This window comes from Nonomuraea angiospora, from assembly GCF_014873145.1.
GTDB lineage: Bacteria > Actinomycetota > Actinomycetes > Streptosporangiales > Streptosporangiaceae > Nonomuraea > Nonomuraea angiospora.
Genome location: NZ_JADBEK010000001.1, coordinates 7,481,467 through 7,507,836, shown reverse-complemented (window position 1 = coordinate 7,507,836; position 26,370 = coordinate 7,481,467). Strand labels below are relative to the sequence as shown.

Below are 26,370 nucleotides of genomic sequence, written 5' to 3'. Positions count from 1 at the left end.
GCGGCGGAGGGCACGCGGCGCAGGCAACGGCAGCGCGGGCAACCGTCGGCGCAAGTGCGTGAGGCCGGCGCCCGGTTCTCTTGGAGCGCCGCGTCGGCGGGTCGTGGTGCGGTGGAGTCCGGCGCCCTCCGACGGCGGGCGGCCGGGTGCGGACAGCGGGCGGCCTGGTGTGGGCCGGTGCGGGTGGCGTTGGGGTGGGTGGCGTTGGGGTGGGTGGCGGGGGGTGAGAATGGCACCCGTGGGTCCACATCCAGCCGTAGCCGACGTGCGCCGGGCAGTGCGTGAGGTGCTGGCCGACGTCGGGAAAGGCGCGCTCGTGCTGGCCGCCTGCAGCGGCGGAGCCGACTCCCTGGCGCTGGCGGCGGCGCTGGCGTTCGTGGCGCCCCGGGCGGGCCTCAGGGCGGGACTGCTCACCGTGGACCACCAGCTCCAGCCCGGCTCCGCCGAACGGGCCCGGACGGTGGCGGACATCGGGGCCCGGCGGCTGGACCTGAGCCCGGCCGAAGTGCTCACCGTCACGGTCGGCACCGAGGGCGGCCCCGAGGCGGCGGCGCGGGAGGCGAGGTACGCCGCGCTGGCCCAGGCGGCGGAGCGGCTCCAGGCGGAGGCGGTCCTGCTCGGGCACACCCGCGACGACCAGGCGGAGACGGTGCTGCTGGGCCTGGCCAGGGGGAGCGGCCTCAGATCGCTGTCCGGGATGGCGGCACGCAGCGGGCGCTACCGCAGGCCGTTCCTCAACCTCCCCAGGGCCACCACCGTCAGGGCCTGCGAGGCCATGGGGCTCGACCCCTGGGACGACCCCCACAACGAGGATCCCCGCTACACGAGGGTCCGCGTGCGAAGAAGGGTCCTGCCCGTCCTCGAGGCGGAGTTGGGCCCGGGAGTGGCCGAGGCGCTCGCGAGGACCGCGGGGATGGCGCGGGAGGACGCCGACGCCCTCGACGGGTGGGCCGAAATGGCGTACCAAAATTGCGCTCTAAGCGATATTCCGGGATCGGTGACACTGGCCGTGCCAGAGCTGGAGAAGCTCCCCGGCGCCGTCAGGCGGCGGGTGCTGCGGCGGGCGGCCATTGCGGCCGGAGCCCCGTCAGGGGGCCTCTCGGCCACGCACGTGCTGGCCGTGGACCGGCTGGTCACGAGCTGGCACGGACAGAAGGCCGTGGACCTGCCCGGGGGTCTGTCCGCTGTCCGGCGGTATGGCACCCTGATACTCGCCATCAGTCCCATCGCATAAGGAACCACAGGTGGACGCTGCCGACATGGGCAATGACCTGGAAAATGTCCTCATTCCCGAGGACGAGCTCCAGGCCAAGATCAAAGAGCTTGCCGGGCGGATCGACGAGGACTACGCGGGTAAAGACTTGCTGCTCGTGGGCGTGTTGAAGGGCGCCGTCATGGTGATGGCCGACCTGGCCAGGTCCCTGCACGTGCCCGTGCAAATGGATTGGATGGCGGTGTCGTCGTACGGCGCGGGGACGAAGTCATCCGGCGTCGTACGCGTGCTGAAAGACCTCGACACCGACATCATGGGCCGCGACGTGCTGATAGTCGAGGACATCATCGACTCCGGCCTGACCCTGCACTGGCTGTTGGAAAACCTGAAGTCGCGTAATCCGGCCTCACTTGAGATCTGCACCGCGCTGCGGAAACCCGACGCGGTGAAGGTGCCGATCGATGTGAAATACGTGGGGTTCGACATTCCCAACGAGTTCGTCATCGGTTACGGCCTCGACTACGCCGAGCGATACCGCAATCTGCCGTTCATCGGCACACTGGCCCCACACGTTTACAAGTAGCAATCTGGACCACGGCCGGGAACACCGCGCAAGGTGACGTACGTTGATAGGGCAAGACCGGTGTAGCGGGCGGGTCCCCCCGTGCGCTCTGCCGGTGTACCTTCAGACTCCTGGAGGGTGACCGCGCGTCCCCCTCGGGTAGTCAGAAGTCGCGGTGCCGGATGCCGCGGCCCCGGGCCAGCCCGGGGTTCCAGGCCATGGTCAGGAAGGGACGGGCCCGCAAGGGGTTCCGCATCGGATGGATCTCAAGCGATTTACACGTGGGCCACTGCTGTGGATCCTGGGCATCGTCGTGCTGCTCCTACTCGTCACTCAGCTTTGGAGTGGCGGCGGTAATTACAAGCAGGCCGACACGTCACTGGTTCTCCAGCAGATTCGCGCCGGAAACGTCAGCAACGCCAAGATTGTCGACAAGGACAACCGGATCGAGGTGACGCTGACCAACCCGATCACGGTCAAGGCCGGCGACGCCCCGACGAAGCTGATCCAGTCCAACTGGGTCACCGGCTACGGCAGCAAGCTGACCGACGAGCTCCAGGCTCAGTACCAGGCCGGCAAGACGAAGAGCTTCACCACAGAGGTGCCGCAGGAGAACTTCCTCGTCAGCATCCTGGTGAGCTTCCTGCCGATCGTCTTCATCGTGCTGATCTTCCTGTTCATCATGAACCAGATGCAGGGTGGCGGCTCGCGAGTGATGAACTTCGGCAAGTCCAAGGCCAAGCTCATCACCAAAGACACCCCCAAGACGACTTTCGCCGACGTCGCCGGCGCTGACGAGGCCATCGAGGAGCTCCAGGAGATCAAGGAGTTCCTGCAGGCCCCGGCCAAGTTCCAGGCGATCGGCGCCAAGATCCCCAAGGGCGTGCTGCTGTACGGCCCGCCCGGCACCGGCAAGACCCTGCTGGCCCGCGCCGTGGCCGGTGAGGCGGGCGTGCCGTTCTACTCGATCTCCGGTTCCGACTTCGTCGAGATGTTCGTCGGTGTCGGCGCCTCGCGGGTGCGCGACCTGTTCGAGCAGGCGAAGGCCAACGCTCCGGCGATCATCTTCATCGACGAGATCGACGCCGTCGGCCGCCACCGCGGCGCCGGCCTGGGCGGCGGTCACGACGAGCGCGAGCAGACCCTCAACCAGCTGCTCGTCGAGATGGACGGCTTCGACGTCAAGGGCGGCGTGATCCTCATCGCCGCGACCAACCGGCCCGACATCCTCGACCCGGCGCTGCTGCGCCCGGGCCGTTTCGACCGCCAGGTCACCGTCGACCGCCCCGACCTCGAGGGCCGCAAGGGCATCCTCAGGGTCCACGGCCGCGGCAAGCCGTTCGCCCCCAACGTCGACCTCGACGTCATCGCGCGCCGCACCCCCGGGTTCACCGGCGCCGACCTGGCCAACGTGATCAACGAGGCCGCCCTGCTCACCGCGCGGGCCGACCAGAAGCTGATCACGATGGACGTCCTCGAGGAGTCGATCGACCGCGTCATGGCAGGGCCCGAGCGCAAGACGCGGGTCATGTCCGACAAGGAAAAGAAGATGATCGCCTATCACGAGGGCGGTCACGCGCTGGTGGCGCACGCGCTGCCCAATTCCGACCCGGTCCACAAGATCACGATCCTGTCCCGCGGCCGCGCCCTCGGTTACACGATGACGCTGCCGATGGAGGACAAGTTCCTGGCCACCAGGTCGGAGATGATGGACCAGCTCGCGATGCTGCTCGGCGGCCGCGCGGCGGAGGAGCTCGTCTTCCACGAGCCCACCACCGGCGCCTCCAACGACATCGAGAAGGCCACGGCGGTCGCCCGCCGCATGGTGACCGAATACGGCATGAGCGAGCAGCTCGGCGCCCGCAAGTTCGGCACCGGCCAGGCCGAGGTGTTCCTGGGCCGCGAGATGGGCCACGAGCGCGACTACTCCGAGAAGATCGCCTCCACGATCGACGAAGAGGTCCGCCGGATGATCGAGACAGCGCACGACCAGGCGTGGGACATCCTGGTCGAATACCGCGACGTGCTCGACAACCTGGTGCTCGAGCTCATGGAGAAGGAGACGCTCTCCCGCGAGCAGGTGCTGCAGATCTTCGCCCCGGTGGTGGTCAAGGCGCACCGCCCGTCCTACGCGGGCTACGGCAAGCGGCTCCCCTCCGACCGACCGCCGATCCTGACCCCCAAGGAGCAGTCGGCCAACGGCTCGCTCACCGCGGGCCACCAGGACGCCCTCCCGTCCGGGGACAGTGTGTGACTCAGTACGACGTTGACCTGGGCCGGATCGAGAAGGCCGTACGCGAGATCCTCTACGCCATCGGCGAGGATCCCGACCGCGACGGCCTCCTCGACACCCCGGCCCGGGTCGCCCGAGCCATGGCCGAGCAGTACTCGGGGCTCGGCCAGAAGCCCGAAGACGTCCTGACCAAGGTCTTCGACGTCGATCACGACGAGATGGTGCTCGTCCGGGACATCGAGGTCTACTCGACCTGCGAGCACCACCTGGTCCCGTTCCACGGTGTGGCCCACGTGGGCTACATCCCCAACGACCGCGGCCAGGTGACGGGCCTGTCGAAGCTGGCTCGCCTGGTCGACGTGTTCGCCCGCCGCCCCCAGGTCCAGGAGCGCATGACGTCCCAGATCGCCGACGCTCTCATGCGGGTTCTGGAGCCGCGCGGAGTCATCGTGGTGGTCGAGGCCGAGCATCTGTGCATGACGATGCGCGGCGTACGCAAACCGGGCGCCAAGACCGTCACCTCGGCGGTTCGCGGCGATTTCCGCACGAGCGACAAGACCCGATCTGAGGCGATGGCGCTGATCCTGGGTCGTTGATGACCGAACGGGGTACCCACGATGTCAACATGTGTGGGGGAGCGCCTAGGCTTGGCCCATGACTAGCGTGCCCATCAGCGTGCCGGGAGGTGCGGATCGGTGCCTCGTCATGGGTGTGGTCAATGTGACCCCCGATTCGTTCTCCGACGGCGGCTTGTGGTTCGACGAGGCGGCCGCCATCCAGCATGGCCTTGAGCTGGTTCAGGAGGGGGCCGACCTGGTCGACGTGGGTGGCGAGTCCACCCGCCCCGGCGCGGCCAGGGTGTCCCTGGAGGAGGAGCTGGCCAGGGTCGTCCCCGTGATCAGGGCGCTCAACGCCGAGGGAGTGGCGGTCAGCGTCGACACGATGCGGGCCGAGGTGGCCAAGGCCGCGGTCGAGGCGGGGGCGCGGCTGGTCAACGACGTGAGCGGTGGTCTCGCCGACCCGGAGATGCCGCGAGTGGTGGCCGCGACCGGCGTCCCGTACGTCGTGATGCACTGGCGCGGCCACAGCCATGACATGGAAAGCCGCGCGGTCTACGCCGACGTGGTCACCGAGGTCCGCGAGGAGCTCGGCAAGCGGGTCGATCTGGTCCTGGCCGAGGGCGTCACGGAGGAGCAGATCGTGCTCGACCCCGGCCTGGGCTTCGCCAAGAACGCCGAGCACAACTGGGCGCTGCTGGCCGGGATCCCCCAGCTGGCCGAGCTGGGCTATCCACTGCTCATCGGAGCGTCGCGCAAGCGTTTCCTCGGGCGGTTGCTGGCAGGTCCTGACGGCGCACCCCGGCCGTTCAGCCGCAGCGACGACGCGACGCTGGCCGTGACCGCGCTGGCCGCCCAGGCGGGCGCCTGGTGCGTACGCGTCCACGAGGTGGGCCCCAACGCCGATGCCGTACGCGTGGCAGCCGCATGGAAGAGAGCCGGAGCCAACACATGAGCGTCGACACCGTCGCGATCGAGACGATCAACCAGGAGTTCTACGCCGCGATCGAGAACGCGGATCTCGACAAGATGACCGAGATCTGGGCCGAAGACACCGCCGACGACCAGGTGAGCTGCGTCCACCCGGGCTGGACCCTGCTCAGCGGCCGGTCCGAGGTGCTGCGGTCGTGGGCCCTGATCATGGCCAACACCACCTACATCCAGTTCGTGCTGACCGACGTCGACACGACCGTGCTGGGCGATGTGGCCGTGCTCACCTGCGTCGAGAACATCCTCACCGCCGGCGAGGAGGGTGAGTCCAGCTTCGCCGCGGGCAAGGTGGTGGCCAGCAACGTCTACCTCCGCACCGCGCAGGGCTGGCGGCTGTGGATGCACCACGGTTCGCCGGTGCTCCAGGGAGATGACGACGAGGAGGAGGAAGGCGAGCTTGAGCCCTGATCGCATCGCTCTCAAGGGCCTGCGGGCCAGGGGGAGGCACGGCGTGCTCCCTGCCGAGCGGGAGCTCGGGCAGGAGTTCGTCGTGGACGCGACGCTGTTCCTCGACACCGCGCCGGCCGCGGCCGGCGACGACCTCACCAAGACCGTCCACTACGGGGAGCTGGCCGAGGCGCTGGTCGAGGTCGTGCAGGGCGAGCCGGTCGCCTTGATAGAGACGCTCGCGCAGCGGCTGGCCGACGTCTGCCTGGCCAGCGAGCTGGTGCGCAAGGTCGAGGTGAGCGTGCACAAACCGGCGGCGCCCATCCCGCTGCCGTTCGACGACGTGGTCGTGACCATTGAGCGGAGCCGCGTATGAAAGTCGTCCTCGCTCTCGGCAGCAACCTGGGGCCCCGGTTCCAGACGTTGCAAGGTGCCGTGGACACCCTGTTCGACGCCCCGGGGCTGGAGTTCGTCCAGGCGTCGCCGGTCTACGAGACCGACCCTGTGGGCGGTCCACCGGGACAGAAGCCTTATCTCAACGCGATAGTGATCGCGGAGACCACCCTGCAGCCGCGCACGCTCCTGGAACGGGCACAGAGCGTGGAGAACGCCTTCGGGCGGGTGCGCGCCGAGCGCTGGGGGCCGCGCACGCTCGACGTCGACCTGATCGTGGTGGGTGACACGGTCTGCGAGGAGCCGGAGCTGACGCTGCCGCATCCGCTCGCGCACGAGCGCGCGTTCGTGCTCGTGCCGTGGGCGCAGGCCGACCCTGACGCGGTGGTGCCCGGGCGCGGCCGGGTGACGGAGCTGCTGGCGGCGCTCGACCAGCAGGGCGTACGCCTGCGCGACGACCTGAAGCTGCAGAGGCCCGATTGAGGCCGACCCATCCGGGCCCCCTGGTCGGCATCATCGCCGTCGTCGCGCTGATCACGTGGGCGGCGGTCAGGCCCTTCTACTCCGACCTGCCCCTGATGCCGTGGACGGCGATCCCGACCGTGCTGCTGCTGGCCATCGGTGAGGGTTACAGCGCCTGGGTGACCAAGGCCAGGATCGCCAGGAAACCGGACACCAAGCCGGTGGAGCCGCTGTCGGTGGCCCGGCTGGCCGCGCTGGCCAAGGCGTCGGCGTACGCGGGGGCGGTGTTCGGCGGGCTGTTCGCCGGCTTCGCGCTCTACACGGTGCAGATCCTGGACCGGGAGACGCCGCGGGCGGAGTTCTTCGTCGCGGCGGGGTCGTTCGTGTCCTGCGTGGTGCTGATCTGCGCCGCCCTCTACCTGGAGCACGCCTGCCGGATCCCCAAGGACAAGGACGAGCACAAACCAGACTAAACGCGGCGACGCCCGAACAGATAGATGACCGGGGCGGTGCAGATCAGCGGGCCGATGATGGCGATCGGGCGCTCCAGCCACCATTTCAGGTCCGGCGGGATCTCGGTGCCCAGGGAGCCGAAGAGCCACCACGACAGGCCCAGCGCGATGGCCATCCCGGTCGTGTGGAAGAGGAAGAGCGGCAGCGAGTACCGGTTGATGAACTCGTTCACCCGCCGCCAGCCCGGACGCTCCAGCACCCGCTCCATCGACGGCCGCAGCACCTCCACCAGCCCGACCTGGAACAGCAGCAGGGCGACGATCACGAACGTGGGCGGCGCCATGTTCGACCACTTGTCGCCCGGCACGCCCACCATCGAGCCCGGGTAGATGCCCGAGTAGACCAGGCCGAACAGGGCGAACAGCCCCGTCCAGAGCACCGCGACGTCATAGCGCCTGGGCAGGATGACGATCCGGTCGTAGAAGAACCCGGCCTGGTGGGCGAGCCCCCAGACGATGATCATGTTGAGCCAGCCCACCCAGTCGACCCCGTACCGGAAGCGCACCACGTCCACCACCAGCGCCGCGCCGCCGAGCCAGATCAGCGCCAGCACGTCGTAGCGGCGGTGCAGCCAGAGCGCCACGGGCAGCAGCGCGATCAGCACGAGGTAGACGCCCAGGAACCACAGCGGGCTGAGCACGAGCAGCACCACCCGCCACATCCAGTCGACCTGGAACGTGTACGTCACGACCGCCCCGATGGCGATCCACACCCCGGACAGGAACAGGGCGGGTAAGGCCAGCGCGCGGATGCGCCGCCATACGAACGAGCCGATGCCGACGCCGCGGGCCCTGGCCCGCTCCCAGGACAGCAGGTGCACGTGGCCGCCCACGTAGAAGAACAGCGGCAGCACCTGAAGCAGCCAGGTCAGGATCCACAGCCCCGAGGTGAAGCCCAGCGGGCTGGTGGGCTCGGGGCCGCTCGGCTTCCACTCCAGGATGGTGAACGCCCAGTGCCAGACCACCACGACGCACAGGCTCAGGGCGCGGAGCCAGTCGACGTACTTGTCGCGCTCGGCTTTCACTTGTCGATGTCACCCACGACGAAGAACATCGAGCCGAGGATGGCCACCATGTCGGCGACCAGGTGGCCGGGCAGCATCTCCCGCAGCACCTGGACGTTGCTGTAGGAGGCCGAGCGCAGCTTGAGCCGCCACGGGGTCTTGTCTCCCTTGGAGACCAGGTAGTAGCCGTTGATGCCGAGGGGGTTCTCGGTCCACGCGTACGTGTGGCCCTCCGGCACCTTGAGCACCTTCGGCAGGCGCTGGTTGATCGGCCCGGGAGGCAGCGAGCGCAGCCGCGAGACGCAGGCGTCGGCCAGGTCGAGCGAGACCTTGAGCTGGTCGAACAGCACCTCGAACCGCGAGTGGCAGTCGCCGGCCTGCCGCGTGACGACCTTCACGGGCAGCTCGGGGTAGGCGAGATACGGGTCGTCGCGGCGCAGGTCGAAGTCCACGCCGGAGGCCCTGGCGATGGGGCCGCTGACGCCGTACTGCGTGATCTGCTCGCGGGAGAGCACGCCGACGCCCTTGGTGCGGGCGATGAAGATCTCGTTGTGCAGGATGAGGTTCTCGATGTCGGGCACGCGGCGGCGGGTCTCCGCGACGGCCTCCGACACCCGGTCGAGCCAGCCGAGCGGCAGGTCCTCCTTGAGGCCGCCGACCCGGTTGAACATGTAGTGCATGCGTCCGCCGGAGATCTCCTCCATGACCGCCTGGATGCGCTCGCGCTCGTTGAACGAGTAGAACAGCGGCGTGATCGCGCCGAGCTCCAGGGGATAGGAGCCGAGGAACATCAGGTGGTTGAGCACCCGGTTGAGCTCGGCCAGCAGCGTGCGCGCCCACACGGCCCGGACCGGGGGCTCCATGCCGAGCAGGCGTTCGGCGGCCAGCACCACGCCCAGCTCGTTCGCGAACCCCGACAGCCAGTCGTGCCTGTTGGCCAGCATGATGATCTGACGGTAGTCGCGGACCTCGAACAGCTTCTCCGCGCCCCTGTGCATGTAGCCGATGATCGGCTCGGCGGCGGTGATGCGTTCGCCGTCGAGGGTCAGCCTGAGCCGGAGCACCCCGTGGGTCGACGGGTGCTGCGGGCCGATGTTGAGGATCATGTCCTCGGTGGCCAGCTCTTTCGCACCCGCGCCGATCCCGACCACACGTTCCGTCATATGGCAATGCTGCCACCGCCCCGGTTGATGATCCAGGGCGGGGGCGGGTCAAGGAATGGTACGCAAACGCATCCCTAACTCGGACACGGGGAGGAATACCAGGAACGGGGGGAGATAACACCATGAAGAGAGTTGTGTTTGATGTCGCGACGCTGATCGCACGGCTGGTGACCGGAGTGGTCCTCGTGGCGCACGGCTCGCAGAAGTGGCAGGGCGGCCTCGCGGCCACGGGGCAGGCGTTCAAGGGGATGGGGATCCCGATGCCGGAGCTCGCCGCCGCGTTCGCGACCGTCGTGGAGACCGCGGGCGGCATTTTCCTGATCCTGGGCCTGCTGGTGCGCCTCGTGGGGCTGCTGTTGCTGATCAACATGCTGGGCGCCATCACGTACGTGCACGCGGGGCACGGGGTGCTGTCCAGCGCCGGAGGCTGGGAGCTGCCCGGCGCGCTCGGGGCACTGGGCCTGCTGTTCCTGGCGCTGGGGGGTGGCCGGATCGGGATCGACGGGATCTTCGCCGCGATGTTCCGCCGGCGCTCGGCACGCCGGGCCGCCGAGGAGGAGCACGCCGCGCAGCCACAGCGTCCTGAGCCGTCGAACGTCACGACCAGGCCCGCCGGCCCCGCGACGCCCGCGACGTCCGCCGAGGCGCCTCGGGTGCCCAGGCAGCCGACCGAGCACCGGGCCGGCGGGGTCAACGACGACGACATGAGGGACATCGACGCCCTGGTCTCCGACGAGCCGCCGCCGCACCGCAAGCCGCCGAACCGCTCCGACGCCGTCTAGCGGCTCACTCAGCGGTTGACGAGGTCGCGCACGGCCTCGACCAGCCGGTCCACGTGCTCCTGCGTGGAGCCGATGCCGATGGAGGCCCGCACCGCGGAAGCGGTGCCGTCCTCACATCCGCCGTCGGTCTCACCCAACAGGTGCCGGACGAACGGGTGCGCGCAGAACTTGCCGTCACGCACCCCGATGCCGTACTCGCTGGACAGCACCTCGGCCACCTCGCGGGCCGAGTAGCCGTCCACGGTGAACGACACGATGCCGACGCGCGGGTGGTCGTCCCCCCACAGCGACAGCTCCCGTACGCCCTCGATCGAGGCCAGCCCCGACCGCAGCCGCGCGATCAGCCGCTCCTCCTCACGCACCAGCGCGGTCCAGCCGGTGGCCGTGAGCGCGTCGCAGGCGGCGGCCAGGGCGATGGCGCCCAGCACGTTCGGGGTGCCCGCCTCGTGCCGCGGCTCGGGGTCGTCGTGCCACTCGGTGTCGTCGCCCACGGAGCGCACCGCGCCGCCGCCCTTGAGGTACGGCTCGCCCTCCGCGAGCCAGTCGCGCCGCCCGACCAGCGCCCCCGCGCCGAACGGCGCGTACAGCTTGTGCCCGGAGAAGGCCACGTAGTCCAGGTCGAGCGCGGTCAGGTTGAGCCGCCGGTGCGGTACGAGCTGGGCGGCGTCCACCAGGATGCGGGCGCCGTGCCGGTGGGCGACGTGGGCCAGGGCGGCGATGGGCCACAGCTCGCCGGTGACGTTGGAGGCGGCGGTGACCACGAGCAGCTTGGGGCCGTCGATGCCGGCCAGGGCCTCGTCGGCGGCGCGGACGGCCTCGCCGGGGAAGGCGGGCGGCGCCAGCCGTACGGACTTGGGCCAGGGCAGGAGGGAGGCGTGGTGCTCGGTGTCGAAGACGACGGTGGTGGTGCCGGCGGGCAGGCAGCGGGCCAGGAGGTTCGTGCCGTCGGTGGTGTTGCGGGTGAAGATCACGGCGTCGTCCGGGCGGGCCCCGACGAACGCCCGGACCGTGTGGCGGGCCTGCTCGTAGCGGGCGGTGGTGAGCTGCGAGGCGTAGCCCGCGCCCCGGTGGACGCTGGAGTAGGCCGGGAGCGCGGCGGTCACGGCGGCGCTGACCGGCTCGAGACAGGGGGCGCTGGCGGCGTAGTCGAGGTTGGCGTAGCCGACGAGCCTGCCACCCTTGACCGGCACCTCGAGATCGGCCCCGAGCACGGCGGGGATCGGCCTGCTCGGGGCGACCGGAACCGCCTCGGCGGCGCGAGCGGGAACGGAGCTGAAGATCGTCAACGTGGACACGGCACATCTCCCTCAGGGTCATCGGACCCCTGGAAGCAGCCACGGAGCCCGCGCTTGCCCGCCACGCCTCGTGACGGACCAGGTCTTCACCCGGGGCACCCCGCCGCGGACGCGAGGGTTGCCGGCCAGCTAGCCGGGGCTTGTCGCTGGCACTCATGACCTACGGCGGAGACTATAACCCAATCCCCTCCCTCGATCGCAAGTCGGTGAACTTATCCGGCACCTGGCTCGTTGCTACCGGAAATCCCGCTCATGTGTCATGGAGGTGCGTAAATGTTGGACTGGGTGACCGACCCACAGATATGGATCGGTTTCTTCACCCTCGTCGCCCTGGAGATCGTGCTGGGGATCGACAACATCATCTTCATCTCCATCCTGGCCGGGAAACTACCTCCCGAACAACGGGACAGAGCCCGGGTGCTGGGGCTGGGCGCGGCCCTGATCACCCGGCTGCTCCTGCTGCTCGCCCTGTCGTGGGTGGTGCAGCTCACCGAGCCGCTGTTCGCCGTCTTCGGTCACGAAATATCGGGACGCGACCTGATCCTGCTGCTCGGTGGCCTGTTCCTGCTGGGCAAGAGCGTCACCGAGATCGGCCACAGCATGGACGGCCCCGTGGGCAAGGACGGCAAGAAGGCCGCGGCGGCCTCCTTCGCCGCGGTGATCGTCCAGATCATGGTGCTGGACATCGTGTTCTCGCTCGACTCCGTCATCACCGCCGTCGGCATGGTCGACGAGCTCGGCGTGATGATCGCGGCGGTCGTGGTGGCGGTGCTGGTGATGCTCTTCGCCTCGGGCCCGATCAGCAGGTTCGTGGACCGGCACCCGAGCATCAAGATGCTGGCGCTGGCGTTCCTGGTGCTGATCGGTGTGGTGCTCATCGCCGAGGGCTTCGGCCAGCACATCCCCAAGGGCTACATCTACTTCGCGATGGCGTTCTCGCTCGTCGTGGAGCTGCTGAACATCCGGGCGCGGGGCAAGCGAACGGCGACACAGGAGGAACCCGCTCCTTAAGATGAAATAGTGCGATTTGACCCTTGGGATCCGGATTTCGTGGCTCACCCGTACCGGGTGTACGACGAGCTGAGGCGCGAGGCGCCGGTCAGCTACTTCGAGCCGACGAACCAGTGGCTGATCTCACGTCATTCAGACGTGAACGCCCTGCTCAGAGACCGCCGCCTGGGGCGGTCCTACCTTCACGTGGCCACCCACGAGGAGTTCGGCAGGCCGCCGGAGCCGGAGTTCCAGGACCCGTTCTGGCGGGTGATCAGGGCGGGCATGCTCGACGTGGAGCCGCCGGTGCACACCAGGCTGCGCCGGCTGGTCTCCAAGGCGTTCACGCCGCGCATGGTCGAGTCACTGCGTCCCCGGGTGCGCGCCATCGCCGCGGGCCTGGTGGACGCGTTCGTGGAGAAGGGCGGCGGCGACCTGCTCGCCGAGGTCGCCGAGCCGCTCCCGGTGACGGTGATCGCGGAGATGCTCGGCATCCCCCACGCCGACCGCCACCTGCTGCGCCCCTGGTCGGCGGAGATCTGCGGCATGTACGAGCTCAACCCGAGCCTTGAGGCCCAGCACACGGCGGTACGGGCGGCGTCGGAGTTCGCCGGCTACCTCAAGACCCTGGCCGCGCAGCGCCGCCGGGCCCCCGGCGACGACCTGATCAGCGCGCTCGCGCAGATCGACGAGCTGACCGAGGACGAGCTGGTAGGCACGTGCGTGCTGCTGCTCAACGCCGGCCACGAGGCCACCGTGAACGTGACGGGCAACGGCTGGTGGGCCCTGTTCCGCAATCCCTCCGAACTGGCACGGCTGCGCGAGGACCGTTCGCTGCTGCCCACGGCCGTCGAGGAGGTGATGCGCTGGGACACGCCGCTGCAGATGTTCGAGCGCTGGGTGCTGGAGGACATCGAGGTGCACGGGGTGGAGATCCCGCGCGGCTCGGAGGTGGCGCTGCTGTTCGGCTCGGCCAACCGCGACCCGGCGGTCTTCGAGGACCCCGACCGGCTCGACGTGGGGCGGGCCGACAATCCGCACATCTCGTTCGGGGCCGGGATCCACTTCTGCCTGGGCGCGCCGCTGGCCCGCATCGAGCTCATGGAGTCGTACGGCGCCCTCCTGGACCGGGCGGCCAAGCTCGAACTGCGGGAGGAGCCGAGCTGGAAGCCCGGCTACGTCATCAGAGGGCTGCGGTCGCTGGAGGTCACCGCCGCTGGCTGAGCCAGCGTCACCGCCTCTGGCTGAGCCAGCCGAACCCGCCGAGCCCCGCCGGGTCGATCAGCTCACCCTCCTCCGACGCCCTGGCCAGTGCCCGGATGTAGGCGCGCGGCTCGGTGCGGGCCAGGTCGATCGGGGGCCTGGTGCCGGTGATCCCCACAGCCCTCAGCGCGTCGCGCTGTGTGGACAAGGCTGTGGATATCGCGCCGGCCTCGCGCCCGGCCTCGGCGCACGCGTCAAGCGCGACATGAGCCGTGATATCGCAGGTCCCATCGGGGATCGGGGCAACGACCGCGCCATCGCGGTAACCGGTCAACGTGCCACAGAGCGGCCGGTTATCCACAGGGTGTGCATAATCCACGGCAATCGCTCGGCCCCTCGTGAGGCGTCCCAGGACGGAGGCCCACGCCTCGTCGCGGGGGCGGCCGATCTCCGCGCGCGAGCCCACCCGGGTCAGCGGCCACCACCGGTCGAGCCAGGCGCAGTCGTCCGGTCGCGGCGGCTCACCGAGGCGCTCCTCGCCGGTGCGGACGTCGACCATGATGAGGCGCGGCCCGGCGGCGGTCTGCTCCACCACGTCGAGCGGCACGTTGTCGAGCCACTCGTTGGCGATGGCCAGGCCCGTGATGCCGGTGGGCACGCTCCGCCGCCAGGCGATCCGCTCGGGCAGGCCCTCCGGCCGTGGGGAGAGGTCGACGGCGGTGACGCGGAGCCGGTCGCGCAGCGCGGGCTCGGCGGCCTCCAGCACCTGGGCGACCAGCAGGCCCTCGCCCGCGCCGATGTCGACCAGGTCGAGCACGCCAGGGCGGCCGAGCTCGGCGTCCACCTCCGACAGCAGCGCCAGCACCGCGTCGGCGAACGCCGGGGAGGCGCTGACCGAGGTGCGGAAGTGGCCTGAAGGGCGTTCGCGAAGGTAGAAGCCCTCCTCGCCGTACAGCGCACGCTCCATTGCGGCGCGCCAGGTGAGCCACATGGCAGGACTATCTCATGACTTTCGTGTGACACGCATCGTCATCATTTGGCTACTCATAGTCGCCGACTTGCGCTACGTTTACCTAATGTCATCGAGCGTTCGCGTTGCGTCACCCCCAATTTGGCGCGACCGGCCGCTCCCGCGCAAGCACCAGCGGCCCCAGGCCGCCAAATCGAGAGGAGCCCTCGTGCTGAAGAAGGTCATGGTCGTCACAGGAGCCGTCGCCATGCTGTCGCTCGCGGCCCCGGCGCACGCCGACACGACCAGCGGCAACGGCAGCGTGCTCGGCGGCAACCAGCTGCACCTTCCGATCGCGATCCCGATCAACGTCTGTGGCAACGCCGTGGCCGTCATCGGCGCCGCGTTCGCCGGCTGCCAGGGTGGCGCCTACGCCAACGTGCCGAGCCACCACTGACAGAAGAAAGAGCCCGGGCCGGCACTCGTCCGGCCCGGGCTCTGACTCCGGCTGGCCGGTCGGCGAGCGGCCGGCCGGTCGCACCTCCAAAGAGGTCACATCCTGCGGGCGTCGGGTCCTGGATGAGGGGACTCGGCGCCCGCTGCCATGCGATGGAACCCCTCTCCTCATCTCTTCCGACAGGGGGTGCACGTTTTGTATGCCCTTGTCGCATTTGTCGTTAACTCAACGGGCGGCAAAACCGCGGTCACGTAGGAGCCCCCGGGCGAGTCGCGGGACAGGCCCTACGGTCCGCAGACTTGAGAGGCCGTTACGCTGGTCGGCAGTGCCACAACAGAAGCCTGCTCGTCGGACCGGAGTCCAGCTCGTCGTGCCTGGTCGAGGCCAGGGCGGCAGTCCGCCCGGCAGGCTTCTCATCAGCAGGTCGACAGGGGTGTGACGTCATGGACGCAGGGGATCGCCCGGCACGGCTGACTGTCGGCGTACTCGGGGCGGGCAAGGTCGGCTCGGCCCTCGGTGCCGCACTGGCTCAGGCGGGCCACCGGATCGCGGCCGCGAGCGGCGTTTCGGACAATTCACAGCGATGGGCGGCCGACCGGCTCGGCGTCAAGCCGTCCAGGCCCGACGAGGTAGTGGCGGCGGCCCAGCTCATCCTGCTCACCGTGCCCGACGACGCGCTGCCCGACCTCGTCAACGGGCTGGCCACGACGGGGGCCGACCTCCACGGCAAGCTGCTGGTGCACACCAGCGGGGCGTACGGGCTGTCCGTGCTGGAGCCGGCCGCCAAGGCCGGCGCGCTGCCGCTCGCACTGCACCCGGTGATGACCTTCACGGGCAGGGACGACGACCTCAACAAGCTCACCGGCATCTCGTACGGCGTGACCGCCCCCGACGTGCTGCGGCCGATCGCCGAGGCCCTGGTGATCGAGATGGGCGGCGAGCCGGTCTGGATCGCCGACGCCGACCGCGCGCTCTACCACGCGGCGCTGGCCGGGGCCGCCAACCACATGGTCACCCTCATCGCCGAGTCGCAGGAGCTGCTGGGGCGCATCGGCGTCGAGCACCCGGGGCGGATGCTGGGCCCGCTGCTCGGGGCCGCGCTCGACAACGTGTTGCGGCTGGGCATCGCGGGGCTGACCGGCCCGGTCGTCCGCGGCGACGCCGGCACCGTGCGCAAGCACGTGGACGCGCTGATCCTGGCGGCGCCCGAGGCGGCGGACGCCTACATCGCGCTGGCCCGCCTCACGGCCGACCGCGCGCTGGCCGCGGGGCTGCTCAAACCGGAGGAGGCGGAGCGGCTCCTCGACGCGCTGGGGGGCAATATATGGACCTGAGATGCGATTAAGGGGCTTTTTATGGAGTTGATCGTTGCCAAAGGCCGGGAAGACCTGGTCAAGGCGCGTCGTGGTGGTGCGGTGGCCCTGGTGCCCACCATGGGCGCGCTGCACGAGGGGCACAGGTCGCTGATCAGGCAGGCCCGCGTCCGCGCCGATCAGGTCGTGGTCAGTATCTTCGTCAACCCCCTGCAATTCGGTCCAAGCGAGGATTTTTCACGCTATCCCCGTACATTCGACGCCGACCTGGACGTGTGCCGGGCCGAGGGCGTGGACGTCGTCTTCCATCCTGACGCCGCGGAGATGTACGCCTCCGACCGCCAGGTGAGCGTCTCCGCGGGCCACATGGGCTCGATCGTCGAGGGTGCCTTCCGGCCCGGCCACTTCGACGGCGTGCTGACGGTCGTGCTCAAGCTGTTCAACCTGGTCCAGCCCGACCTGGCGGTCTTCGGGCAGAAGGACGCCCAGCAGCTCGCCCTCATCCGCCGCATGGTCGCCGACCTCGACCTGCCCATCGAGATCCTGGGGGCGCCGACCGTACGCGAGCCCGACGGCCTGGCCCTGTCGAGCCGCAACCGCTACCTGTCCGAGGACGACCGCCAGGTGGCGCTGGCGCTCTCCCGCGCCTTGCGGGCGGGCGCGGCCGAGTTCACCCCTGCCCGGGTCCGCGCGGTGGCCCAGGAGGTGCTCGACGCGGCCGGGTCCCGGCTCGCGACCGACTATCTGGCGCTGGTCGATCCGGCGACGTTCGCCGAGGTGGACGAGTCGTACGCGGGGCCGGCCGTGCTCGCGGTCGCCGCCACGGTGGGCACCACCCGGTTGATCGACAACGTCACCCTCACCTTTAACCCCGCCTGAGGCGGATTACTCGCAGCCCGGTATGCCCTGAGGCGTTCATCCGGAAAACGGAGGGCCGCTGACTTCTCACTCCGTGCGAGGCGTTATCGTCATATTGACGAAATCCCTCAGTGAGGAGACCCCTGATGAGTGCACCGGCGATTCCCCTGCGGTTGACCGCGCCCGCGCCCGGCTGGACCGTCGAGGCGGACGTGGTCGTCATCGGCTCCGGCGTCGCGGGCCTGACCGTGGCGCTGCGCCACGCGGAGCTGGAGCCGTCCGCCAAGGTGCTGGTCGTCACCAAGGACGTGTTGTCGGCGGGCTCCACCCGCTGGGCCCAGGGCGGCATCGCGGCCGTGCTCGACCCCCGCGACACCCCTGACGAGCACCTGAACGACACGTTGATCGCCGGGGTCGGGCTGTGCGACGTGCGGGCGGTGCGCACGCTCGTCACGGAGGGGCCCGGCGCGGTGCGACGGCTCATCGCCCGCGGCGCCCGTTTCGACCGCACCGCCGACGGGGAGCTCCAGCTCACCAGGGAAGGCGGGCACCGGCGGCACCGGATCGTGCACGCGGGCGGCGACGCCACGGGCGCCGAGGTGCAGCGGGCGCTCGTCGAGGCCGTACGGGCCGCGGAGATCGAGGTGATCGAGCACGCGCTGGTGCTCGACCTGCTCAAGGACGCGAAGGGCCGGGCCAGGGGAGTGACGCTGCACGTCATGGGCGAGGGCGCCCGCGACGGGGTGGGCGCGGTGCGCGCCAGGGCGGTGGTGCTGGCCACCGGCGGCATGGGCCAGGTCTACTCGGCCACCACCAATCCCGCGGTCTCCACCGGCGACGGGGTGGCGCTCGCGCTGCGGGCCGGGGCGGTGGTGCGCGACATCGAGTTCGTCCAGTTCCACCCGACCGTGCTGTGGCTCGGCGAGGGCTCGACGGGCCAGCAGCCGCTGATCTCGGAGGCGGTCAGGGGCGAGGGGGCGTACCTGGTGGACCACGAGGGCGTCAGGTTCATGCAGGGCGCGCACGAGCTGGCCGACCTGGCACCGCGCGACATCGTGGCCAAGGCGATCATGCGCAGGATGCGCGAGACGGGCCGCGACCACATGTACCTCGACGGCCGCCACTTCGGCCGTGAGAAGTGGGAGACCCGCTTCCCCACGATCTACGCCGTCTGCCGGGAGCACGGCATCGACCCGGCCACCGAGCCGATCCCCGTCGCCCCGGCCGCCCACTACGCGAGCGGCGGCGTCATGACGGACCTGCGCGGCCGTACCTCGATCGAGGGTCTGTACGCCTGCGGCGAGGTGGCCTGCAGCGGCGTGCACGGCGCCAACCGGCTGGCCTCCAACTCCCTGCTCGAAGGGCTCGTCTTCGCCGAGCGCATTGCCGAGGACATCCAGGCGGTACGCCCCGCGCCGGGCGAGCCGGTCGAGAGCGGCGCCGCCTCCGGGCTGGTGGACCCGAGGGTCAGGTCCCGGATCCAGGCGCACATGAGCACCGGGGCGAGCGTGCTGCGCAGCCGCGAGTCGCTGCTGGCCACGGCCAGGGCGCTGCGCGACGCGCGCTGGACGCCGGTCGAGGTGCCCGCATGCACCGAGTCCTGGGAGGCCACCAACCTGCTCACCGTCGCCACCGTGCTCACCGGCGCGGCGGCGGCCAGGCTGGAGACCCGCGGCTCGCACTGGCGCGAGGACTACGACACCCGTGACGACAACGACTGGCTGGGCCACCTGGACGTGACCCTGACCGAGGAGGGCCCCCGCATGACGTACACGCCCCACGGCGACGCGATGCCGTCGCGCCTGGCACAGGAGCTGACCGCCGCCGGGCTGGACCCGGCCGAGGTGGACGCGCTGATCGACCGGGCGCTGGCCGAGGACCTGCAGGAGGCCGGCGACGTGACGAGCCTGGCCACCATCCCGGCCGAGCAGCGTTCGGCGGCCGACGTGGTGGCCCGCAAGGACGGCGTGGTGGCCGGGCTGGCGGTCGCGGAGGCGGTGTTCGTCCGGCTGGGCGCCGCCCGTACCGAGAGAAGGGCCAAGGACGGCGAGCGGGTGCGGGCCGGAGACGTGCTGATGACGGTCGAGGGGCCGGTACGGGCCCTGCTGACGGCCGAGCGCACCGCGCTCAACCTGCTCACGCACCTGTCCGGGGTGGCCACGCTGACCGGCAGGTGGGTGGAGGCGATCAGCGGCACGGCGGCGCGCGTGCGGGACAGCCGCAAGACGCTGCCGGGGCTGCGGGCGCTGGAGAAGTACGCGGTGCGCTGCGGCGGCGGCGTGAACCACCGGATGTCGCTGTCGGATGCCGCGCTGATCAAGGACAACCACGTCGTGGCGGCCGGTGGGGTGGCCGAGGCGTTCAGGGCGGTCAGGGAGGCCTACCCCGACCTGCCGATCGAGGTGGAGATCGACCGGCTCGACCAACTGGAGGCCGTTCTGGACGAGGGAGCCGAGGAGATCCTGCTGGACAACTTCACGATCGAGGACACGGCCCGCGCCGTATATGTCGTGAAAAATCGGGCGAACAAGAGGATTGCGCTCGAAGCCAGCGGGGGATTGACCTTGGAATCGGCTCGTCGCGTGGCCGAAACTGGCGTTGACTATCTGGCGGTGGGAGCGCTGACGCACTCTGCGCCGGCTCTGGACATCGCATTGGATCTGCGGGGGTAATTGATGCTGCTCACGATCGACGTCGGCAACACGCACACCGTGCTCGGACTGTTCGAGGGCGAGGACGTCATCGAGCATTGGCGGCTGGCCACCGACGCCCGCCGCACCGCCGACGAGATCGCGGTCGTCCTCCAGGGGCTGCTGGCTCAGTCGCCGCTGCTCAAGGGTGCGGACATTGACGGCATCGCCATCTGTTCGACCGTTCCAAGTGTGCTCAACGAGATGCGTGAGATGTGCCGCCGCTACTACGGCGACGTGACGGCGGTGATCGTGGAGCCGGGCATCCGCACCGGGGTGCCCGTACGCATGGACAACCCCAAAGAGGTCGGCAGCGACCGCATCGTGAACGCGCTGGCGGCCATCAACCAGTACGGCGGCCCCTGCGTCATCGTCGACTTCGGCACCGCGACCTCGTTCGACGCGGTGTCGGCCAAGGGCGAGTACGTCGGCGCGGTGACCGCTCCCGGCATCGAGATCTCGGTCGACGCGCTGGCCGCCGCCGGGGCCCAGCTGCACAAGGTGGAGCTGGTCAGGCCGCGCTCGGTGATCGCCAAGAACACGGTGGAGGCCCTGCAGGCCGGCATCATCTACGGCTTCGCGGGCCAGGTGGACGGGATCGTGGAGCGGATGGCGGCCGAGCTGGCCGACGACCCCGACGAGGTGACGGTGGTGGCCACGGGCGGCCACGCGGCGCTGGTGGTGGGCGAGTCGCGCTCCATCGACGTGCACGAGCCGTGGCTGACGCTCATCGGCCTGCGCCTGATCTACCACCGGAACACCGCCTGAGCTCCAGCAGGAAAAAGCGGCCTCCCGCTCGGGTGGGAGGCCGCTCGCGCGTCCGGGGACGACTCGTCACTCGCTCTCGTTGGTGTAGATGTAGTCCCAGCGACCGCACTTCGTCGGGTAGTTGCTGTACTGGCCGATCTGGCAGACCTTCACCCGCACGCTGAAGACGTCGTTCTCCGAGAAGGTGAACTTCTTGTAGCCGGGGAAGCCGCAGTACTTCTTGGAGTAGACCGGCGACCAGTCGTGGTCGAAGTCGCTGGCCTCGAACTTCACGAATGCGCACTTGCCGCCCTCGTCCTCGTCGCGGTTGTCCAGGTCGTAGAGCCGGCCCTTGACGGTGACCTCGTTCGACTCGCCGTCCTCGTCCCAGCTGACGCCGATCCAGCCCTGCGACTTGGCCTGGCTGTTCTTGGCGTAGACGGGGCCCCAGTAGTCGGAGTAGTCGTCGTCGTGGCTCGGGGCGCCGGCCGTGGCGGCGTTGGCGGCGGCGGGCAGCGACAGGGCCAGCGCGCTGGTGGCGGCGACGGCGAGGAGGCCGGTCGCGATCTTCTTCAACATCTTCTCTCCTTGAGCTCCCCCTGGGACCGGCTCCCTACCGGTTCCCCCCTGAGCTCGTGAGACATTGATAGAAGAGGGCTCTTGCAGCGGCCCTTCAGCGTGCCGACGAACCCTTGCAGGTCGCCATATCCCCTACCCTTTGTTCTTGTGAGCGACGAACTTCCCGAGCAGATGCGCATCCGGAGGGAGAAGCTCGACCGCCTTCGCAGCGAGGGCGTCGATCCTTACCCGGTGAATTTCCCCCGTACGGCCACCAACGCCGAGGTCCGGGAGAAATACCAGGGCCTGGAGCCCGACACCGCCACCGGCGACACGGTCGCGGTCGCGGGGCGCGTCATGCTCAACCGCGTGGGCGGCAAGCTCTGCTTCGCCACGCTCCGCGACGGGGGCGCCGACCTGCAGGTCATGATCTCTCTCGACAAGGTGGGCGAGGACTCGCTGGCCGCGTGGAAGCGCGACGTCGACCTGGGCGACCACGTGGGCGTGATCGGCGAGGTCATCACCTCGCGGCGCGGCGAGCTGTCCATCCTCGCCGACAGCTGGCAGATCACCGCCAAGTGCCTGCGCCCACTGCCGGAGAAGCACGTCGGGCTCACCGACCCGGAGGCGCGCGTCCGCCAGCGCTACGTCGACCTCATCGTCAACGACGAGTCGCGGAAGATGGCCCGCCTGCGCAGCGCCACGGTGCGCGCGGTGCGTGACTTCTGGCACGAGGAGGGCTACCTCGAGGTCGAGACGCCCATGCTGCAGCCCATCCACGGCGGCGCGGCGGCCCGGCCCTTCAAGACCCACATCAACGCCTACGACATGGAGCTCTACCTTCGCATCGCGATCGAGCTCTACCTCAAGCGGCTCGTGGTCGGGGGCATCGAGAAGGTCTTCGAGATCAACCGCAACTTCCGCAACGAAGGCGCCGACTCCACGCACAACCCCGAGTTCACGATGCTCGAGGCCTACGGCACCTACCTCGACTACAACGACATGGCCGACCTGACCCAGCGGATGTACCAGAAGGCCGTGGTGGCCGCCCTGGACACCACGGTGGTCGTCCATGACGGGGTGGAGGTGGACCTCGGGATCGCCCGGTGGCCGCGCGTCACTCTTTACGGCGCGGTGTCGGAGGCCGTGGGCGAGGAGATCACCACCGCGACCGGCCTGGAGGAGCTGCGCAAGATCGCCGATCGGCGCGAGATCCACTGGGACCCGAAGTGGGGCCCTGGCAAGCTGGTGCAGGAGCTCTTCGAGGCCCTGGTGGAGCACACGCTCGTCCAGCCCACGTTCGTCATGGACTACCCGCTGGAGACCTCGCCGCTGACCCGCCAGCACCGGGACAACCCGCTGCTGACCGAGAAGTGGGACCTGATCGGCTTCGGCACGGAGCTGGGCACGGCCTACTCCGAGCTGATCGACCCCATCGAGCAGCGCCGCCGCCTGGTGGAGCAGTCCCTCCTGGCCGCCGGGGGCGACCTCGAGGCGATGCAGCTGGACGAGGACTTCCTGCAGGCCCTCGAGTACGCCATGCCGCCCACGGGGGGCATGGGAGCGGGGATCGATCGGATGATCATGGCCTTCACCGGCAAGAACATCCGCGAGACCATCCTGTTCCCGCTGGTCAAGCCCACCCACTGACCCACGTCTTGGAGCGCCCGCCCCGGGCGCTCTACTCTCTCCTGGTAAGTAGCAGGCGGGGAAGGGGCGTGCGGGTGGCCACGAAGACGGCGGCGGAGCAGCGCGACGAGGCCAAGCAGGTCTTCGACGCGTACTTCGCCGAGTGCCCCTCCAGGAAGCTGCTCGACACCCTCAGCGACAAATGGGTCACCCTCCTGCTCACCGCGCTCTCGGACGGCCCGCGCCGCTACAGCGACCTGTCCAGGCGCATCGCGGGCGTCAGCCAGAAGATGCTCACGCAGACCCTGCGCGGCCTGGAGCGCGACGGTCTGGTCTCGCGGACGCTCACCCCTTCCGTGCCGGTACGGGTGGACTACGCGCTCACCCCGCTGGGCGAGAGCCTGATGCCGTTGGTGGCCGCGATCAAGAGCTGGGCCGAGGCGCACATGGAGGACGTCGAGGCCGCCAGGGACCGCTACGACGCCGCCGGCGCCTGAGCGATCACCGCCGTCGCGAATCCGGCTTCCGGGCCGCCCGGTTTCCGATCCGAGCGCGCTTGTCAGCATGGCGTCAAGGTCGCCGAGGGGCGGGCCCGGGCCCGCTCGCGGTGCTCCGGCCGCCCCTGTGACCACCTCGCCACGCGCCCCTCACGCACACCCGGAAACGAGGTCGCCCGGCACGCTCGCGGCCCTTCACGCGTCCGGAACCCGGGGTGGCGATCCCCCCGGTGAATTGATCACCTCGCCTTAATCAACCATCTGACCTGGGTTGTCGGATCGCATGGTGACGCCGTACAAAGCGAGCGATTGGTGGCTGACCCCATGGCGGAAAGATCACGCCATAGATGTATCGATCATGGGGAATATCCATACCGCGCTGATCGAAAAGGGGAGCGCTGGTCAGGGCTATTCCGGAAGCCCCAATGTGATCACACTACGTTCTGACATATCGCGAGTGCGTCATATATAGCGGATCATGTCAATAGCGCTCGTCAAGTGCGGCGATTGTCATGCTTGACGACCTTTCCAGGATGCGTTTACCGTCTGCGAGGAGCGGCTTTGGCCCGTCTGTGAGGTCCAAGTTTCTGCTGTTGGGGGGAGGGCTCCCGATGGATGTGCTCACTGAAGGCGTTGAGCTCAGCCATGCTGATTTGGCGCTGCTGGCGGAGTTGGCCAAGGGAGTCACGGTCGATCGGGTTGGGCGGCGGCTGGATATCAGCGGGCGCACGGTACGCCGAAGATTACGGGGAATCTGCGACCGCATCGGCGTGGCCACGGCGATCGAGGCCGTGGCCTGGGCAGCCCGCCGCCAGCTGATCTAGCCGCGGCGGACCGCCGGGGTGCGGGCTCAGTCGGCGATGCGGACCGCGCCGGCGAAAGGCCGCCTCGCGATCGACGCGATCCGTACGACGTCACCCGTCTGCGGGGCGTGCACCATCATGCCGCCGCCGATGTAGATGCCCACGTGGTGCAGGTCGCTGTAGAAGAACACCAGGTCGCCCGGCCGGAGCTCCTCGCGCGAGATGTGCCGGCCGGCCGTCCACTGGTCGCCGGTGTAGTGCGGCAGCGAGATGCCCACGCGCTGGAACGCCGCCATGACGAGCCCGGAGCAGTCGTACGAGCTGGGACCCTCGGCGCCCCAGACGTACGGCTTGAGCTGCTGCGTGAGCGCCCACCGCGCGGCCTCCGCGGCCTTGCCCGAGCCCGGGATGGGCAGGTTGACGCGCACGGCCCGCGTGCCGGGCCGTCCGGCCTCGCCCAGGGCCCGCCTGAACAGGCTGCTCTCGACCTTCGCCACCAGCTTGGTGATCCTGTCGCGCTTGGTGTCGAGGTCGGTGACGAGCTTCTGGACCTCGTCGATGCGGGCCGTGGCGCTCTCCTTGGCGCGGGTGGCCGTGTCCATCGCCCTGGTGAGCTGGTTGATCTCCTCGCTCTGCTCGGCCTGCAGCGCGTACGAGGTCGCGGCGCGGTTGAGGAAGCCCTCGGGGTCGTCGGAGGTGGCGAAGGCGAGGGTCTTCATGCCGCCGGTGATGTAGGCGTTCTGGGCCAGCGCGACGGCCCTCGCGCGCTTGGCGGCCAGATCGGACTCGCTGGTCGTCAGCGTCTTCTGCGCGACCTCGGCGGCCTTCTTGGCGGACTTGAGCTTCTCCCGCTGGCCGTTGTACTGCTCGGTCAGCGTCTCGATGTCGGTGTGCAGCTTCGTGGCCTGGTCGGCGAGCTCTTTCAGGGTGGGCTCGGGATCCGCGGACGCCGAACCGACGGGGATGGCGAAGAGCAGCGCGGCGACTGTGAGACTCACCACACCGACGCGGCGCGCCCGCCGAGCCCGTTCCGGAGGGCGGGCATGCTTGCCCGCCGACTTCCCCCCACCGCTGAGCGTGGGCTTCACCAACCAGCTCCTCTCGTCGACGCCTACCGGGTTAGCTGACGGGTTCGGGCCGGAGCAGCCCTACCGAAAGACTCGGATTCACCCCGTGGCGGCGTCGGAGGTCGCCACCGGCGGTTCCCCGGCTTCTCTTGCGAGAATTGGGCGTGTCTCCCGCGCGACACGCGGGGAACATTGTCGCTGGACACTAATGCACTCCGGGTTCGTGCTCAACCAGAACTGCCAAGTCTGTAGAGGTTTCACAACCGAAGGGTCACAAGGTGATCTCGTGGGCACCCGTGCAGAAGAGGCCCTATGCCCCATTTGTCCGCGCTTTCGGCGGGAGCGAGCCGGCCGTGAGGTCCGGTGCCGATCTGACCACGAGATGTAACAAGATGGGCCGAGACATGGGAGTTAGGGCTGAGCCGTAATGAGATCTGTACCCTGGAGAACCATGGAGCAGGTGGCCGAGCTGACAGCGCCCGAGACCGCGGTGGTGGTCCGGCGTGCCCGCACGCCCGACGTGCGCATGGTCAGACGCCTGGTGGACACCTATGCCGGGGCGGGGCCGCGGCTTCTGGAGAAGGCCACGGTGACGCTGTACGAGGACGTACAGGAGTTCTGGGTGGCCGAGCGAGGCGGGCAGGTCGTCGGCTGCGGCGCGCTCCACGTGCTCTGGGAGGACCTCGCCGAGGTCCGCACGGTGGCGGTGGATCCCGAGTGCCGGGGGATGGGCGTCGGCCACCGGATCGTCTCCGCGCTGATCCAGCAGGCTAAGGATTTGGGTCTGCGACGTGTATTCTGTCTTACTTTTGAGGTCGACTTCTTCGCGCGGCTCGGGTTCCGCCCGATTCAGGGCACGCCGGTCTCACCCGAGGTCTACGCCGAACTCCTGGCCTCGTACGACGAGGGTGTGGCGGAGTTTTTGGATCTTGAACACGTCAAGCCGAACACGCTGGGAAACACCCGCATGCTGCTCCACCTGACATCGGGTGACGTGGACCTTGACCAGATGGAAAGGTGATTGTTGATACCTATGTCGATACGTTGGGCAGCACA

The 26,370-nt window shown here is 69.4% G+C and carries 27 protein-coding genes and 2 riboswitches; of the genes, 21 read left to right on the top strand and 6 right to left on the bottom strand.

All coding sequences use genetic code 11. The features are described from left to right. Positions 1–229 precede the first annotated feature (229 nt). The 9 genes from tilS (at position 230) to H4W80_RS34085 (ending at position 7,270) form a co-directional block, all read left to right on the top strand. Positions 230–1,234: a tRNA lysidine(34) synthetase TilS gene (gene tilS, locus H4W80_RS34125; protein ID WP_192788837.1), complete on the top strand. Its 1,005-nt coding sequence runs from the start codon at positions 230–232 to the stop codon at positions 1,232–1,234. Between the two features lie 10 nt (positions 1,235–1,244). Beyond that, on the top strand, positions 1,245–1,796 hold the full coding sequence (hpt, locus tag H4W80_RS34120; RefSeq protein WP_313043709.1) for a hypoxanthine phosphoribosyltransferase: 552 nt from the start codon (positions 1,245–1,247) through the stop codon (positions 1,794–1,796). Positions 1,797–2,034: 238 nt separating this feature from the next. Further along, positions 2,035–4,029 (top strand): ATP-dependent zinc metalloprotease FtsH, encoded by a 1,995-nt coding sequence (gene ftsH, locus H4W80_RS34115; protein WP_192788836.1) that lies wholly within the window; start codon positions 2,035–2,037, stop codon positions 4,027–4,029. Further along, a complete protein-coding gene (gene folE / locus H4W80_RS34110; protein ID WP_192788835.1) occupies positions 4,026–4,604 on the top strand; it encodes a GTP cyclohydrolase I FolE in 579 nt (192 codons plus the stop codon). Before ftsH ends, folE begins: the two co-directional genes overlap by 4 nt. A gap of 58 nt (positions 4,605–4,662) precedes the next feature. Continuing rightward, positions 4,663–5,520: a dihydropteroate synthase gene (folP, locus tag H4W80_RS34105; protein WP_465263740.1), complete on the top strand. Its 858-nt coding sequence runs from the start codon at positions 4,663–4,665 to the stop codon at positions 5,518–5,520. Further along, entirely contained in the window at positions 5,517–5,963 is a 447-nt protein-coding gene (locus H4W80_RS34100; RefSeq protein WP_192788834.1) for a nuclear transport factor 2 family protein, read from the top strand. The genes folP and H4W80_RS34100 overlap by 4 nt, the downstream gene beginning before the upstream one ends. Further along, complete coding sequence (gene folB / locus H4W80_RS34095; protein ID WP_378526809.1) at positions 5,953–6,318, top strand: dihydroneopterin aldolase; 366 nt, start codon at positions 5,953–5,955, stop codon at positions 6,316–6,318. The genes H4W80_RS34100 and folB overlap by 11 nt, the downstream gene beginning before the upstream one ends. Beyond that, complete coding sequence (gene folK / locus H4W80_RS34090) at positions 6,315–6,818, top strand: 2-amino-4-hydroxy-6-hydroxymethyldihydropteridine diphosphokinase (protein WP_192788832.1); 504 nt, start codon at positions 6,315–6,317, stop codon at positions 6,816–6,818. The genes folB and folK overlap by 4 nt, the downstream gene beginning before the upstream one ends. Next, entirely contained in the window at positions 6,815–7,270 is a 456-nt protein-coding gene (locus H4W80_RS34085) for a DUF3180 domain-containing protein (RefSeq protein ID WP_192788831.1), read from the top strand. The genes folK and H4W80_RS34085 overlap by 4 nt, the downstream gene beginning before the upstream one ends. On the opposite strand, the gene H4W80_RS34080 is transcribed toward H4W80_RS34085, so the two are convergent. Both H4W80_RS34080 and H4W80_RS34075 read right to left on the bottom strand, forming a co-directional pair. Further along, entirely contained in the window at positions 7,267–8,334 is a 1,068-nt protein-coding gene (locus H4W80_RS34080) for an acyltransferase family protein (protein ID WP_192788830.1), read from the bottom strand. The two genes, H4W80_RS34085 and H4W80_RS34080, sit on opposite strands and share 4 nt — an antisense overlap. Further along, the gene (locus H4W80_RS34075; RefSeq protein WP_192788829.1) at positions 8,331–9,476 is read right to left on the bottom strand and encodes an NADH-quinone oxidoreductase subunit D; all 1,146 of its coding nucleotides are present in this window, start codon (positions 9,474–9,476) and stop codon (positions 8,331–8,333) included. The genes H4W80_RS34080 and H4W80_RS34075 overlap by 4 nt, the downstream gene beginning before the upstream one ends. Before the next feature lie 122 nt (positions 9,477–9,598). Between H4W80_RS34075 and H4W80_RS34070 the strand changes: the two genes are divergently transcribed. Continuing rightward, a complete protein-coding gene (locus H4W80_RS34070; protein WP_192788828.1) occupies positions 9,599–10,258 on the top strand; it encodes a DoxX family protein in 660 nt (219 codons plus the stop codon). 8 nt (positions 10,259–10,266) lie between these two features. On the opposite strand, the gene H4W80_RS34065 is transcribed toward H4W80_RS34070, so the two are convergent. Continuing rightward, the gene (locus tag H4W80_RS34065) at positions 10,267–11,553 is read right to left on the bottom strand and encodes an aminotransferase class V-fold PLP-dependent enzyme (RefSeq protein ID WP_192788827.1); all 1,287 of its coding nucleotides are present in this window, start codon (positions 11,551–11,553) and stop codon (positions 10,267–10,269) included. A 45-nt stretch (positions 11,554–11,598) separates the two neighbouring features. Beyond that, a riboswitch (SAM riboswitch) is annotated at positions 11,599–11,714 on the bottom strand. A 112-nt stretch (positions 11,715–11,826) separates the two neighbouring features. On the opposite strand from H4W80_RS34065, the gene H4W80_RS34060 reads away from it, so the two are divergent. Together H4W80_RS34060 and H4W80_RS34055 are read left to right on the top strand one after the other, a co-directional pair. Continuing rightward, on the top strand, positions 11,827–12,564 hold the full coding sequence (locus H4W80_RS34060) for a TerC family protein (protein WP_192788826.1): 738 nt from the start codon (positions 11,827–11,829) through the stop codon (positions 12,562–12,564). 9 nt (positions 12,565–12,573) lie between these two features. Next, positions 12,574–13,767 carry a cytochrome P450 gene (locus tag H4W80_RS34055; protein ID WP_192788825.1) on the top strand — a complete coding sequence of 398 codons (1,194 nt, stop codon included), beginning with the start codon at positions 12,574–12,576 and terminating at the stop codon, positions 13,765–13,767. Between the two features lie 7 nt (positions 13,768–13,774). Here H4W80_RS34055 and H4W80_RS34050 read toward each other — a convergent pair whose 3' ends face one another. Then, the gene (locus H4W80_RS34050) at positions 13,775–14,737 is read right to left on the bottom strand and encodes an SAM-dependent methyltransferase (protein ID WP_192788824.1); all 963 of its coding nucleotides are present in this window, start codon (positions 14,735–14,737) and stop codon (positions 13,775–13,777) included. Between the two features lie 187 nt (positions 14,738–14,924). Between H4W80_RS34050 and H4W80_RS34045 the strand changes: the two genes are divergently transcribed. From H4W80_RS34045 to H4W80_RS34025, 5 genes are all read left to right on the top strand, one after another. Next, entirely contained in the window at positions 14,925–15,152 is a 228-nt protein-coding gene (locus tag H4W80_RS34045; protein ID WP_318787195.1) for a chaplin family protein, read from the top strand. Positions 15,153–15,595: 443 nt separating this feature from the next. Further along, positions 15,596–16,486 carry a Rossmann-like and DUF2520 domain-containing protein gene (locus H4W80_RS34040; protein ID WP_192788823.1) on the top strand — a complete coding sequence of 297 codons (891 nt, stop codon included), beginning with the start codon at positions 15,596–15,598 and terminating at the stop codon, positions 16,484–16,486. Between the two features lie 21 nt (positions 16,487–16,507). After that, complete coding sequence (gene panC / locus H4W80_RS34035; RefSeq protein ID WP_192788822.1) at positions 16,508–17,344, top strand: pantoate--beta-alanine ligase; 837 nt, start codon at positions 16,508–16,510, stop codon at positions 17,342–17,344. A 125-nt stretch (positions 17,345–17,469) separates the two neighbouring features. Then, the gene (locus tag H4W80_RS34030) at positions 17,470–19,995 is read left to right on the top strand and encodes an L-aspartate oxidase (protein WP_192788821.1); all 2,526 of its coding nucleotides are present in this window, start codon (positions 17,470–17,472) and stop codon (positions 19,993–19,995) included. 3 nt (positions 19,996–19,998) lie between these two features. Further along, positions 19,999–20,781 (top strand): type III pantothenate kinase, encoded by a 783-nt coding sequence (locus H4W80_RS34025; RefSeq protein ID WP_192788820.1) that lies wholly within the window; start codon positions 19,999–20,001, stop codon positions 20,779–20,781. A gap of 66 nt (positions 20,782–20,847) precedes the next feature. Here H4W80_RS34025 and H4W80_RS34020 read toward each other — a convergent pair whose 3' ends face one another. Continuing rightward, the gene (locus H4W80_RS34020; RefSeq protein WP_192788819.1) at positions 20,848–21,339 is read right to left on the bottom strand and encodes a hypothetical protein; all 492 of its coding nucleotides are present in this window, start codon (positions 21,337–21,339) and stop codon (positions 20,848–20,850) included. Between the two features lie 147 nt (positions 21,340–21,486). Between H4W80_RS34020 and lysX the strand changes: the two genes are divergently transcribed. From lysX to H4W80_RS34005, 3 genes are all read left to right on the top strand, one after another. Next, a complete protein-coding gene (lysX, locus tag H4W80_RS34015) occupies positions 21,487–22,968 on the top strand; it encodes a bifunctional lysylphosphatidylglycerol synthetase/lysine--tRNA ligase LysX (protein ID WP_192788818.1) in 1,482 nt (493 codons plus the stop codon). A 74-nt stretch (positions 22,969–23,042) separates the two neighbouring features. Next, positions 23,043–23,444, top strand: coding sequence for a winged helix-turn-helix transcriptional regulator (locus H4W80_RS34010; RefSeq protein ID WP_192788817.1), 402 nt, complete (start codon positions 23,043–23,045; stop codon positions 23,442–23,444). Positions 23,445–24,055: 611 nt separating this feature from the next. After that, entirely contained in the window at positions 24,056–24,268 is a 213-nt protein-coding gene (locus H4W80_RS34005) for a LuxR C-terminal-related transcriptional regulator (RefSeq protein ID WP_043615366.1), read from the top strand. A 26-nt stretch (positions 24,269–24,294) separates the two neighbouring features. Here H4W80_RS34005 and H4W80_RS63905 read toward each other — a convergent pair whose 3' ends face one another. Then, positions 24,295–25,245, bottom strand: a complete 951-nt coding sequence (locus H4W80_RS63905) for a C40 family peptidase (protein WP_318787194.1) — start codon at positions 25,243–25,245, stop codon at positions 24,295–24,297. A gap of 95 nt (positions 25,246–25,340) precedes the next feature. Beyond that, positions 25,341–25,489: riboswitch (cyclic di-AMP (ydaO/yuaA leader) on the bottom strand. Between the two features lie 276 nt (positions 25,490–25,765). On the opposite strand from H4W80_RS63905, the gene H4W80_RS33995 reads away from it, so the two are divergent. After that, positions 25,766–26,335 (top strand): amino-acid N-acetyltransferase, encoded by a 570-nt coding sequence (locus H4W80_RS33995; RefSeq protein WP_192788816.1) that lies wholly within the window; start codon positions 25,766–25,768, stop codon positions 26,333–26,335. Positions 26,336–26,370: the final 35 nt, after the last annotated feature.

What these genes read in the sequence shown, in the direction of transcription:
- folP (WP_465263740.1), top strand. Translation starts at nt 4,663, where the DNA reads ATGACTAGCGTGCCCATCAGCGTGCCGGGAGGTGCGGATCGGTGCCTC.
- H4W80_RS34100 (WP_192788834.1), top strand. Translation starts at nt 5,517, where the DNA reads ATGAGCGTCGACACCGTCGCGATCGAGACGATCAACCAGGAGTTCTAC.
- folK (WP_192788832.1), top strand. Translation starts at nt 6,315, where the DNA reads ATGAAAGTCGTCCTCGCTCTCGGCAGCAACCTGGGGCCCCGGTTCCAG.
- tilS (WP_192788837.1), top strand. Translation starts at nt 230, where the DNA reads ATGGCACCCGTGGGTCCACATCCAGCCGTAGCCGACGTGCGCCGGGCA.
- H4W80_RS34070 (WP_192788828.1), top strand. Translation starts at nt 9,599, where the DNA reads ATGAAGAGAGTTGTGTTTGATGTCGCGACGCTGATCGCACGGCTGGTG.
- H4W80_RS34005 (WP_043615366.1), top strand. Translation starts at nt 24,056, where the DNA reads ATGGATGTGCTCACTGAAGGCGTTGAGCTCAGCCATGCTGATTTGGCG.
- H4W80_RS33995 (WP_192788816.1), top strand. Translation starts at nt 25,766, where the DNA reads ATGGAGCAGGTGGCCGAGCTGACAGCGCCCGAGACCGCGGTGGTGGTC.
- panC (WP_192788822.1), top strand. Translation starts at nt 16,508, where the DNA reads ATGGAGTTGATCGTTGCCAAAGGCCGGGAAGACCTGGTCAAGGCGCGT.
- ftsH (WP_192788836.1), top strand. Translation starts at nt 2,035, where the DNA reads ATGGATCTCAAGCGATTTACACGTGGGCCACTGCTGTGGATCCTGGGC.
- H4W80_RS34030 (WP_192788821.1), top strand. Translation starts at nt 17,470, where the DNA reads ATGAGTGCACCGGCGATTCCCCTGCGGTTGACCGCGCCCGCGCCCGGC.
- H4W80_RS34075 (WP_192788829.1), bottom strand. Translation starts at nt 9,476, where the DNA reads ATGACGGAACGTGTGGTCGGGATCGGCGCGGGTGCGAAAGAGCTGGCC.
- H4W80_RS34060 (WP_192788826.1), top strand. Translation starts at nt 11,827, where the DNA reads ATGTTGGACTGGGTGACCGACCCACAGATATGGATCGGTTTCTTCACC.
- H4W80_RS34040 (WP_192788823.1), top strand. Translation starts at nt 15,596, where the DNA reads ATGGACGCAGGGGATCGCCCGGCACGGCTGACTGTCGGCGTACTCGGG.
- H4W80_RS34050 (WP_192788824.1), bottom strand. Translation starts at nt 14,737, where the DNA reads ATGTGGCTCACCTGGCGCGCCGCAATGGAGCGTGCGCTGTACGGCGAG.
- H4W80_RS34025 (WP_192788820.1), top strand. Translation starts at nt 19,999, where the DNA reads ATGCTGCTCACGATCGACGTCGGCAACACGCACACCGTGCTCGGACTG.
- H4W80_RS34020 (WP_192788819.1), bottom strand. Translation starts at nt 21,339, where the DNA reads ATGTTGAAGAAGATCGCGACCGGCCTCCTCGCCGTCGCCGCCACCAGC.